At 36.1% G+C, this 11,982-nt stretch carries 10 protein-coding genes and 2 pseudogenes; all 12 read right to left on the reverse strand.

The window, feature by feature from the left end; all coding sequences use genetic code 11:
* Window positions 1-11: 11 nt before the first annotated feature.
* On the reverse strand, window positions 12-380 hold the full coding sequence (locus OPR44_RS04450) for a head decoration protein (protein ID WP_265014518.1): 369 nt from the start codon (window positions 378-380) through the stop codon (window positions 12-14).
* A 77-nt stretch (window positions 381-457) separates the two neighbouring features.
* Window positions 458-1,500, reverse strand: a pseudogene (locus tag OPR44_RS04455) (S49 family peptidase).
* Complete coding sequence (locus tag OPR44_RS04460) at window positions 1,487-2,905, reverse strand: phage portal protein (protein ID WP_265014519.1); 1,419 nt, start codon at window positions 2,903-2,905, stop codon at window positions 1,487-1,489. The pseudogene OPR44_RS04455 and the gene OPR44_RS04460 overlap by 14 nt, the downstream one beginning before the upstream one ends.
* A 128-nt stretch (window positions 2,906-3,033) precedes the next feature.
* Window positions 3,034-3,231 (reverse strand): type II toxin-antitoxin system RelE family toxin, encoded by a 198-nt coding sequence (locus OPR44_RS04465; RefSeq protein ID WP_265014520.1) that lies wholly within the window; start codon window positions 3,229-3,231, stop codon window positions 3,034-3,036.
* Between the two features lie 94 nt (window positions 3,232-3,325).
* Entirely contained in the window at window positions 3,326-3,601 is a 276-nt protein-coding gene (locus OPR44_RS04470) for a hypothetical protein (RefSeq protein WP_265014521.1), read from the reverse strand.
* A 39-nt stretch (window positions 3,602-3,640) separates the two neighbouring features.
* Window positions 3,641-3,874, reverse strand: coding sequence for a gpW family head-tail joining protein (locus tag OPR44_RS04475; RefSeq protein WP_143688830.1), 234 nt, complete (start codon window positions 3,872-3,874; stop codon window positions 3,641-3,643).
* Entirely contained in the window at window positions 3,875-5,704 is a 1,830-nt protein-coding gene (locus OPR44_RS04480) for a phage terminase large subunit family protein (protein WP_265015445.1), read from the reverse strand.
* Window positions 5,701-7,179, reverse strand: coding sequence for an ankyrin repeat domain-containing protein (locus OPR44_RS04485; RefSeq protein WP_264685627.1), 1,479 nt, complete (start codon window positions 7,177-7,179; stop codon window positions 5,701-5,703). Before OPR44_RS04485 ends, OPR44_RS04480 begins: the two co-directional genes overlap by 4 nt.
* A 3-nt stretch (window positions 7,180-7,182) precedes the next feature.
* A complete protein-coding gene (locus tag OPR44_RS04490; protein WP_265014522.1) occupies window positions 7,183-7,659 on the reverse strand; it encodes a hypothetical protein in 477 nt (158 codons plus the stop codon).
* Between the two features lie 177 nt (window positions 7,660-7,836).
* Window positions 7,837-9,702: a hypothetical protein gene (locus OPR44_RS04495; protein WP_265014523.1), complete on the reverse strand. Its 1,866-nt coding sequence runs from the start codon at window positions 9,700-9,702 to the stop codon at window positions 7,837-7,839.
* A gap of 124 nt (window positions 9,703-9,826) precedes the next feature.
* A pseudogene (locus OPR44_RS04500) lies at window positions 9,827-11,046 on the reverse strand (DNA modification methylase).
* A gap of 103 nt (window positions 11,047-11,149) precedes the next feature.
* Window positions 11,150-11,605 (reverse strand): crossover junction endodeoxyribonuclease RuvC, encoded by a 456-nt coding sequence (locus OPR44_RS04505; protein ID WP_265014524.1) that lies wholly within the window; start codon window positions 11,603-11,605, stop codon window positions 11,150-11,152.
* Window positions 11,606-11,982 lie beyond the last annotated feature (377 nt).

Below are 11,982 nucleotides of genomic sequence, written 5' to 3' on the forward strand. Positions count from 1 at the left end.
ATTAATTTAAGTTACACTCCCTTGCGGACAATGATCCCTCGTCCTTCAAGTTGCTTTATTGCTGCAGCTTTTTGCTCTTCAGTGATACCTGTTGGCCACACAATTGCATGATCTGCTAGCATTGCTATACGTGTAATGATTACTGCTTTGGCATTTTCTGTCGCATTTACATCACTTACTATCGCACCTATTGCTGTTTGTGTACCATCTGTTGCAGTTGGATTTATTATCTTAATCATGTTATCCTTATCACTACCAACAACTGTACCAAGTTTAAGATTTTGTCCCTTGGCTACCGTTATTTGGTCTCTTGAATATAGACTTGATGCCTCATACTTTAATAAGTCACCAAGATTATTTTGTTCGCTTATACAACTCATAAAATTTCCTCATTTATTTTCCCCTTTAGTTTTACCGCCATGTTTATAATTGTTGTACGCGGCGGTTATAAAAAAACTTAAATACTTGATTGTGCTCTAGCTTTAGCTACTTGTATCATCAAATCTTCTCCTGAATTCTGCGGTATTGCACTCAGTATCTCTGTCTTTTTCGTTCTCTCTGCAAGTAATTCCATTAAAACTTCCCTGGCTTGCTCAATACTCACGCCTTGCTCTATAAATTCTTCTATTTTCTCTGGCATTCGTGATAAGTTACATAAACGTATTAATTCAAGAACTTCAGTACGATACTTAGTTAAATTATCAGTTTCTAGGTCATTTGTAGTTTGTTCATTCATAGTAATACTCCTGTTTTATTAATAGATGAAAGAATTGTCATTCCGTCTGCAAGGCCTATTTCTACTGCTTTCTCCCCAAAATATAGACCTGCTTCTGTTGATTTGATTTTTTCCGTTGAAAGATTTCTGTTTCGTGCTATGAGCTGGACAAACACCTCATATAGGCGGTCTACTTCCTCTTGTAAGCTTTCCAGACTTTCAGACGTCATTGGCTCATGTGGATTTAAATCATTTTTTCTACTTCCTGCAAATACTGTGGTATATTTTATTCCACATTTTTCATTAAATCCACTTTGATCTATATGACTTGCTATTACCCCTATGCTTCCTACTCCTGAAGTTCTGCTCACAAATACCTTTTCAGCACTTGACGCTATAGCATATGCAGCAGAGTAAGCATCATCATTTGCTAATGCCACAATTCTCTTTTTTGCTCTTGATTCGTAAATAAAATCAGCCAGGTCAAACACTCCATTGACCTCTCCTCCTGGACTATCTATATCCAAAAGAATTATTTCCACTTTTTCATCCTCTAAAGCTTCTTCTATTTCCTCTTGTATCTTCTCGTACGATGTCATACCTAGAAAATCATCAAAAGCTTCTGTTTTTTTAGTTAAAATGCCATGTATTGGTATTATTGCTGTCTTTTCTATATTGTTCTTTACATAGTGTTTTACGTTTTTAAAGATAGGTTGTTTTTGACTATGAAGCGATAGTAGTTCAAAACTTTTTGCTTCAAGCATTAATGGTCTACTTAGAAACATTGTTTCCCCCAACATCAGAATCAAATATTAAATTGAGACTATTTGCTCGCTTTTGATCTTCTGCTATTTCTTGATCAATTTCTTCTACGTAGTAACCCATTTCTGATACTACTTCTGATCGACTTTTAAAGCCATTTCTTACTGCCATTTGTTGTGCTTGCTGGTCTTTTAAAGGATCAACCCAATCAAACCCTTGTGGTATCCATTTTACTTCTTTCAATGACTCACTTGTTAAATCTTTAGCTATAGAAAGTTTTCCAGATACTAACGCTAATTCTAGCCATCTATTCCATACTGGTCTGCAAAATTGAAATACCATAATGTTGTGTTGCAGCATAGCACATCTACGACGAAACTCTATTAATCCAGCTCTGATTGATGAATAATTAACGCCTGTTAAATCTCCTGTTAACTGCTCATATGTTATCCCTGTACCAATCGCTATTGCCCTCAGTTGCTGTCTCATGAATGCTTCATAACTTCCTCCAACATCAGACGGCTCTGAAATTTTTATATCTTCTCCTGGGTCTAAAAGCTGCATTGTTCCAGGTTCTAGGCCAGATAATGCTACTCCTTGCTCACTTGCTTCACCTTCTCCCATGATATTTGCTTCTGGATCGAGTCTTGTAATAAATCCAGCAAACATTGCTGCAGTTTTCTTTCTCACCAGCTCTGCATCATCATATTGATCAAGCTCATAAAGCTTCAGCAGTATATTAGAAAGCCATGGCTCTCCTCTAATTTGCCCAGGTCTTAGTGGTCTATATATATGTAAAACATCGTTTGCTGGTACTCTCACTGATTCTCCAAACGTACTTTCACCAGGGTGTTCTCTAAATAAGTAATATGCTTCTCTTTGCCCAAGTCTATTGAACTCAATCCCGTTTCTTATTACATTACCATTGGCTAGTGTTTGATTGCTCTTATTGTCCAAATGCTCTGATTCCAATACTTGAAGTTGCAATGGTACAGAAAATCCATCTTCGAGTTTACGATGTCGGAGGCGTACAAAACACTCTCCACCTTCTATCATGCTCCTACATACCAGAGCTTGTAATCCATAAAAATCACTTATTCCACAGCTATCTGCTTCATCTGTCCATTTTAGCCATAATTCTTGCACTTTCTTTCGAAATTCTGCATTCTTTGCTTTTGATTGTGGTTTTATTCCTGTTCCAATAGAGTTACTTACTATTGTATCAATAATATTTGCTGCATATGGATTTTTTCTCACCATATCACGTGATCTACTACGTAAAGTTTCAAGGCTTTGAGACAGCAAATTGTTTATACTTCCTAACTCTGGTTGAAAGTGAAAAAATCTTCTTCCTGAGCCTGCTGCATCCCACGCTGAGCTTTTGATTTTTGGCTTACTAAATAGTTGTTTGAACGATTTTAATAGCATTTTGCCTCTTTGATTATGCAGCAGTTTGTTGCGCAATTTGACATTAAAAAATTACAGCAAGCTGCTGGAGAGTCTGGCTGTTAACACTTTATAAATTATGCATGAGGCTCTTGCACAAATACCAACGCTTATTCTGGGCTGCGTTCATAAATGTCCTTCCGATGTCCCATTGCAGTAATAGTTACTGTGTGTTTTGAGTAATTTATCCTATAAATTACACGATAATCACTTACTCGTATCCTAAAATACCCTTTGAATTCATGCGGTAATGCTTTACCTATTGCTTTAGGGTTGGTTGCAAGACGACTATCTATAGCTCTTCTCACTCTAGATCTTATCGTTGGTGGTAATGCAAGAAAGTCTTCCTCAAGAACTTTTTTTTGAATAGATAATATCGTATCTCAGCTTGTATCTCCACCTTTAGACTGTTTTTGCAGATAATATTCTATTCCAATCTACATCCTCACTTCTAATTTCTTCATCACCTCTAGCATCACGCTCAAGAGAAAGCTTAGCCAACTTTATATCTACTTCATCTTCTTCAGATAATTTACTTGCTTCAATTTCTTCTTCCACTAGGTCCTTTACAACCTCTTCTATAGTTCTATTTTGAACTTTTGCCATTTCTATAAGGTAGTGAGCAAATTCCCCCTCAAAATTTACATTAACATTAAGCCTTTCTTGACTTTGATCCATATTTTAACTAGAAAATACCAATTTTAAACTATAACATTTTTACACAATTTTGTCAATTCCCTTACTTGTCGCAATCACAATTCTTCTCTTCGGTCTCACACCTGCAACTTTCAGTTCAGCCTTAATACGTTGCCGTAGATTCAGCAGGTCATTTATCTGAACTTCAGCATATCTCACCACATGGTCACCATATGCAATTGATACTACTCGCTCTCCGCTTTGCAGTTTTTTTATCGCTTCTTCGACTTGACTTAAATATTCCTGATTGTACATTTACTTCTCATTCAACCATTTACTTTGTCTCACTTTTTTAGGCTTTTTACTTTCCATTTTTCCACTCAAACTATTCCACTCACTCTCTGGCCATCTGTCTATTCCCAGTGCTATCGATGCTGCTCTTGCATAAATCCTACAGTCTAATACTTCATTTCTTTCTCTTACCTTTTGCCACTCCTGTTTGGTGTATCCTTTTACTACCTTGCTGACTAATTGCTCTGCCGTTAGCTGCTTAAAATATTCAGGTGCATACTCCGGAAAATGACAATATCCAGGTAGAGCTTTTCCCTCTTCTTCTTTCAAAATATTAAGTAATTGAAAAAGCTCTGACTTTAATATCGATACTCCCACTGGCCAGAGCTTTATTCCTCTCTTTAGCTTTTGACCACCAACTGTTATATCTACTCTACTTGGGCTGCTAAGTGGTACTAGTGCTTTATTTACACCTTTAACTGCCATTACTCTTCCAGATCCTTGATAACCTCTTACCCAGTTGTATACTTCTTGCGTTGCATATCCAGCATCTACCGCCATCATGCTTATCATATATTCAAGCCCATTTTTACCGATAAAATGATGACTCAGAAGCTCCGAAAGTTTTCCCCATACTTCTCCTCCTCCTGTATCTCCTTCAAATACTCGATAGTCTATTGACCAACTTTCGCGGCTTCTTCCCCATGCTACAACTTCTACCTCTAGACGATCTTTTTGGACATCTACTCCTGCTGTGAGAACTACTTCACCTTTTGGTACTGTGCCAATCTGAAAAAATTCTCTTCTGTTAAATAATTGCTTCCAGTCTGGTACTTCTCCTTTATCTACCCAAGTTTCTCCAAGCGTAGTATTTATCCAAACTTTCAGTAATTGTTCACTTTCCTTTGCATGCAGAAAATCCTCTACTGCTTGTTGCCAGCTATACCAGCCAACTGGGCTATAAAGACTTGAAAGATGAAATCCTTTTTTCTCACCTTTCATTGGATTTGTAGCTCTCCATTCTCCACGTTCAAGCATCTCTGTCTTTTGATGATTTTCTATCTTTTTACCACATTCTATACATATATAGTGTGCTGTACTTGGATTTTTATCTTCCCATTTTATTTGTGACCATTTTAGAACTTGATAGTAATTACAATACGGACAGGGAACAAAAAAATATCTCTTATCTGTTGCTTCAAATTCTTTCTCAATTCTGCTTATTCCATGAATCGTTGGTGTTGATACTAAAAAAATCTTTCGTCGTGCAAATGTATTAGTTCGGGCTATGCTGAGTAAAACTGGATCTCCTTCTCCTCCTGAATCTCCTGGGTAGGCATCTATTTCATCAAGAAAGAGATATTTTACTGGCATAGATCTCAGTGCTACACTGCTATTTGCTCCGGTTATTACTACTATTCCACCTGGAAATTCCTTACTTTGTACAGTATTCCCTGAATCTCTTGATCTTGGGTCTTTTACTTTACTTTTTAAACATGGCGTACTCTCTATCAATGGAGCAAATCTTCCTTTTGACCAACGTTTTCCCATTTCAACTGTTGGCTGCACTACTAACATTGGACCAGGAGTCTGATCTATGATGTAGCCAATCCAATTGTTACCAGCTTCTGTTCCTCCAATCTGCGCTCCTTTCATGAATACTACTTTTTCTGCTGGTGAGGACGGAGATAGTGAATCCATGATTTCTTTTAAATAAGGAGTTCTCTCTGTTCTCCATTTACCTGGCTCTGATGCTGCAGTTGGCGCTAAAACTCGATACTCATTCGCCCACTCTGATACTTTAAGCGACGAATCTGGTTTTAAACCTTCAGAAAAAGCTCTAGCGTATATCATTGTCTGCATCTACTCATAATTGGTTCTATCTCAATATTGTTAACAGTAGAGTTTATTCCTCCACACTCCTCCAATTCCATAAACATCTTTTTCTGAAATTCGTTTTCTATATATCTTTTGCTCATCTCGCTTACCATTATTGCTACAGCAAGAGCAAATATCCCTGTTATTGTTGCAAAAATGATCACACTGCTTATTGTTGTTGCTGTTAACCCTATACATACCGCTATTGCTACTGCACTTACTGAGGTAAAAACACAGATCACACTATTGTATTTTCTCACTTTTGCATCTCTATGCTCTATACACCTATAATAAATTGGTACAGATCTGCCTATCTCGTCTGGTAATTTGATGCTCTTTTCTTTAAATAAAGTTTTTAGCAATTCTAAATTATTTAACTTGATTGCTAAGTGCAGAACAGGTGTATAATTTGCTCCTTTTTTCAGCAATAACTTTACTACATGTAAATGCCCTTTTTCTGCAGCAAGGTAAATCGGTGATAGACTCTTATTATTTGAAATATCAATATCAATTTCTTCTTTTAAGATAGACTCTACAAGCTCAATTTCTCCTCTTTGTGCAGCTAAATGGAGTAGACTATTCTTTTCAGAACCGTATTTATTACTCATCAAAGCCTTCTTTATCTCAGGTTTAGCGTAATCAAATGGTGTTTTACCGCTATCGTCTTTTACCAGAGGGTCTATATCTTCTCGCGTTAGTAAAACTTCTATTGTTTTAAGTCTTTCAGCATAGTGTAGTGGTGTTTTATTTTCGTAGTCTTGCAAATTGACTTGAGCATTAGGCTCCCTTATTAAGCATTTGAGGATATCCAAACACAAATCTCTTTCATCGTAATTAGTATTACTTACAGCTATATGAATAGGTGACAATTTCATTGAGTTTTGTCCCATGCGCGCGCTATTTACATCTGCTCCAAGCTTCAGCAGTAACTTTACTATCTCCAACTTTTTATTATTAACTGCATAGTGCATTGGTGTCTGATTTCGCACATCAAAGACATCTATTTCAGCGTTTCCTTCTCTTATCAAAATCTTTACAACTTCTGCATGTCCTATGCCTGCCGCTAGATGTAATGGCGTATGATGCAAAGCATTTCGTGCATTAACGTCAATACCTTTTCTGATCAAATATCTCACTGCATTAATTTCACCTATCATTGCAGCTAAATGAAGTAAACTATCTTGTTCTGACCCGTATTTGTTATTAATTAGCGCTTGTAATATCTCTGCTTTTTTCCCTTCTTTGGCGTAATCAAGAGATGTTTTACCATCATTATCTTCTACAAAAGGATTGATATTCTTTTTTGTGAGTAGCAGATCCACCATACTTAATTCATCAAACTCTATAGCGCAATGTAGTGGGGTTTTTCCATTTAATCCTCTGACATTAACATCTAATCCAGGTTGATTAATGAGGCATTTTATTAACTCCAGACTTAAGTTATCAGCCATTATTTAAAATTTAATATTAGATAACTCTTCAAGTGAGTTTGTAATTTCCTCAGTCAATGTTCCATGAATCTTTTCAGTGTCACTCAGTGATGCAAGCAATGCTGAAACTCTATTCGGAATATTAAGCAAATTATTACGTATAACTCTTGCTACATTAAATGCTTCGCGCTTTACTTCCTCTACTGCTACAAGTTCTCCTATCTCAGCCCTAGCTTTTGCCTCAAGAAGTTTACCTCGTTCCATTTCATTTTTTATTCTAGTTTTTAGCAACATTGTAGAAAGGTTATTTGTATTTTCGTTTTCTGGATTTTTCCTCCTAAGTGGCTGACTTGGATCTCTTATTGCTGCTACTGCTTCATTTGCTTGTTCTCTATTGATCAAACCATCCTCCAACTTAACTATTCCTTTTTTTACTAAATAACAGACGTATTGCTTTGATACTCCTATCTCTCTTGCCCATTCTGTTTGCGTGATTTTCACTTTTTTTTTGCCTATTTTTTACGAGTTTTCTTCTTGAGTCTCTGAAAAGGTTTTGCCAGTATCAGCAATTCCCTACCTGTTTATACTTGCCAGCGTCTTAGAGATATTTTACTAATATAGAGCGAAGTACTCCGGTTTATAGCTGCTTTCTTTTTACATAGTGAAATTTGGCTATTTTCAACTAATACTATAAATTACATCTTTGTAGTTATGAGATTCAACCACTACTTGCTCTAGCGTTAAACTGCTGCATTTGGCATCTTTACTATGGTTTTCTTCAAGCACTTTTGTCCTTGCTTCCTTTATTTCCTCAATGAACTTTCCATTAACTTTTTCTGGTTCAATTCTTTCCTCACAATATACAAGATTTGTGCAATTTGTTTTTCTGTAGTAATGTACTCCAAGGAATATCACTGATAGTGCAAGTATACTCGAGCCTATAAGTAGTGATAACCCTGCGTTATTAATCAAAGCGTTCTGGTAAAACTTCTGTACACTATTAATACCACCTTCTACATACAGTAATAAAGGCCATACTATATTTGCAGCAACCAAACTGCTTAATAATGCTGTAAATAATGGCCTATCTTTGATTACTGATTCTACTTTATTTCTTCTACTAATGACTTTGTCGTCAATATTAATGAAATTGTTCTTACCCTTCCAAGCGTTAAGTGTAAAATGTGAATGAGTACCATTGCTGTATTCCAGTCTGACTGATTTTATTACTTTATCTTTTGGTTGATACTCTCGCACCTGATTCAAAGTTTCATTCGCATTCTTTCCCCCTATTTGACACTCTTCAGTATCTCTAAATTGCTTTATTCCACAAAATATCGGACTAATTGCAACCAATAGTGCAACAGCTAGAATTGGTATAGTCACATGGATGGTACTGTTTGCAAAAAATGCAACTAATTGTGCTTTATTCTGTAAATATACCAAAGCTGCAGAAACGCTAAGTGCAACAGCAGCTATACCGAAAATTATAAATTCCTTCTGCTGCACTGTATATTTTACTCTTGGCAAAATTCTATTTGTTTTCTTTTCTTTTTTAATTAATGGAGTTTCTGAATTCACTCCTCCACTATTTGTTTGATCACTTTCATGTAGCAAAATATTTGAAGATATATCACTAAGTGTGTCAATAGATGACCTTTCTGATGCTCCCTCTCTATCAGATATTGAGTTATCTTTCAGTTTCTGTAGATCTGATCTTTGTACTCCAAAGCTATTACCACTTATTCCACTATCACTCCCTTCTAAAACCTTTTTTGGAGATTTTGTATCTTGGTTTATTTTTGAATAAATAGGCTCGCCATTAGCTAGTTCTTCGTTTATTTCTGAATAAATAGGATCAGCATTAACTAGTTCCTCTATATTTTCCTCGTTATATGATTTTACTTCTAATGATGATTTTGATGGTGCAATAGACTGTATAACATTTGACACATGATTTTTTGCTGTTCTAGGTGAAGGTGGAGCCACACTCCTACTATTGTCCTGCTGTACGATTTTAGGTGATGACTTTGGCTTATCCCCTGATTTTCTATCCTCTTCATGCACATCTATTTTGTCATATGTTTGGCAGTTGGAAGATGTGCTGAATGCCACATTAAACTGATCAGGATAATATCCACCGTTATATCCTATTCCATTTGCCTCACAAACTGCATTAAATTCGTCCTCTATGTCTTCACCCTCATCTAATGATGAAAGTGCATCAAATTGATCAGCACCTGCCTCGTCCATTTCTAGTGTAATACTGCTATCACTACCATTTCTAATCACATTCGAAAAAGCTGCCTTGTATTCAGTGTTGCACTGCTTCAGATCGTGACTACCACAAGTTTGCTTCATATGTTTCTCCTTAATAATAGGTGTTTGCTTCGTACCTTTTTCAAACAATTCAATTCTCTTCTTAACAGATAGTGTAGAATCTGAAACATTATTTTCTACTTCTTCAGAAAACAACGATGTTTCATTACTTGTTTGCGACGTTACTACTCCAGCTGACGTCTTTGCTTGATTCATTGAGTGCATCACATTTAATCCAAAGTTATTTGTTACGCTAAACTCATTAAAATACGGTATATACCAGTAAATTAATATTACAACTACTCAGGCTTACTAAATTTCTGTTTGCATTATCCCTTCCACTTTTTTCTTACTGTTTTTCTTCTTGAATTTCTGCAAAAGTTTTACCAGTACCAGAAAGAATTGCCTCCCTACCTGTATATATTTGCCAACGTTTTATGGTTACATCTACAAACTTTGAATCTAACTCTATTGTCCTACAAATTCTCCCTGTTCTCTCACATGCAATCAGTGTACTTCCAGAGCCGCTAAATGGATCAAGAACTATGTCTCCTGATCTGCTGCTGTTTACTATTGCTCTCTCCATTAGCTCTACTGGCTTCATCGTTGGATGTAGTGTATTATGTGTTGGCTTATCATAAAACCACAGGTCACTTTGATTTCTACCCCCATGCCACTCACGTTTATTACCGCTTTTCCATCCATAGAGCATTGCTTCGTATTGTCTTTGATAATCTGATCTTCCTAGCGTAAAGTGATTCTTCGCCCAAATGATAAATGTTGACCATTTTCCTCCTGCCTCCTCAAATGCTTTTTGCAACGTTGAAAACTCTGATGATGATATGCAGATGTAAATTGCACCTTTCGTATATGCTAAAATATGGGAACAGATGTCGTAGAGAAAAAGTTCGTACTTTTCACCTTGATTATCGTTTAATATTTTTTTCTCTTCTCTCTCCTGACTGCTACCGTAATCAACGTTATATGGAGGATCACATACGGTAATATCTGCCATTTTATTATCTAATACCGCTTTATATGATTCAACTAAAGAGCTATCACCACAATAGATTCGATGATCACCTAAAATCCATAGATCAGCTGGTTTTGTTATTTCTACTTTTTTGTTATCAACAACTAAGTCAGAAGATCTTCTTCTTCACCATCTAAATCATCAAGAAACCGTTGAACTTTTTCTAATTCAAATCCAGTCATTTTAAGATCAAACTGCAAATCTTCTAGCTCTTGAATTTCTACCTTTAAAAGATCATCATCCCACTTTGCCCAATTAGCTGATTGATTGGCAAGTAACCGAAAAGCTTTGGTTTGTGGTTCATTTAAATTATCACTTAAAACCACTGGAATACTCTCCATACCAAGCTTTCTTGCTGCTTTAAGTCTTAAATGACCATCAACCACAGTTCCATCGCTTTTTGCAACTATTGGTATACGAAAGCCAAATTCCCTAATAGAAGCACACATTCTGTTGACCACATCGTCATTTTTACGTGGATTACGCTCATATTCAACTAGGTTTCGAGTAGGATAGTAGTGGATTGCTAAATTCATATCTTAATAATTAAAAAGTTAATATTCAAAATATATCTGACGCTAGAGAAGGCCTGGGGTTAAACCCACCAAATCCGCCAGTATGGCCGAAAGGACCCACTTTTTATGGATTTTTCGTCTTATTAGTATCTTTACTAATATAGAACATTAATGCCAAAGCATCCGCCTCATTATCATCTCTAGGTGAAAAACTTTTTTCACGTATCGCTTCAATAACTTCACTCTTACTTGCATTGCCTTTGCCTGCTATAAAGCGTTTTATAGTCTTTACAGGAACGCCTTTGTATGGCACATGATGTTCTTCACACCAAGCAGACAACACTGCAAGAAAACCGCCATAGCAATGGGCTGCATCAGTTCCTAGATGTCTTCTTACTTCCTCAAAATACACTGCAGAAATGTCCTTCAAAGAATTAAGCCAATTACGAAAGTTTAAGAAGCACATACCGCCTCCACTGAAACGACTACCATGAAAGTTTTTGCTTCCACTTTCAATTATTCCATCTGTTAGAATTGCCCAGCCGGTTTGTTTGCCGAGGTCGAGTGTTAGGATTGACATTTGCTATTATTAAAATTACAAGTAGCACTTACTCTAAAATATCGTCTGGTTTCTGCAAAATACACTGGAAATTCATAGGTTTTTGTAGGCCAATAACGGAAATTCGAGAATTATGTGCTACTGCAGAAAGTTGTTTTCTTGTTATATATATTCACCAAAATTACGAAAACTGTTCACTTTTTTTTTGCAAAGGATAAAAATCGTGTTAGACTTAAACGGAGATTTGTTCTGCAGTAGTAAGATTATCGGCAATGCCATTTAATTAAATTTTAGAGGGTACTACGTGCGTTCTTTGGTGAATTGCTATGTTAATATCTATAAAATCACATCTAGCTTTAAAACAAAGTTTTTATCTCATCTAAAAAAATATAAATTCT

Source organism: Wolbachia endosymbiont (group B) of Camptogramma bilineatum, from assembly GCF_947251825.1.
Lineage (GTDB): Bacteria > Pseudomonadota > Alphaproteobacteria > Rickettsiales > Anaplasmataceae > Wolbachia.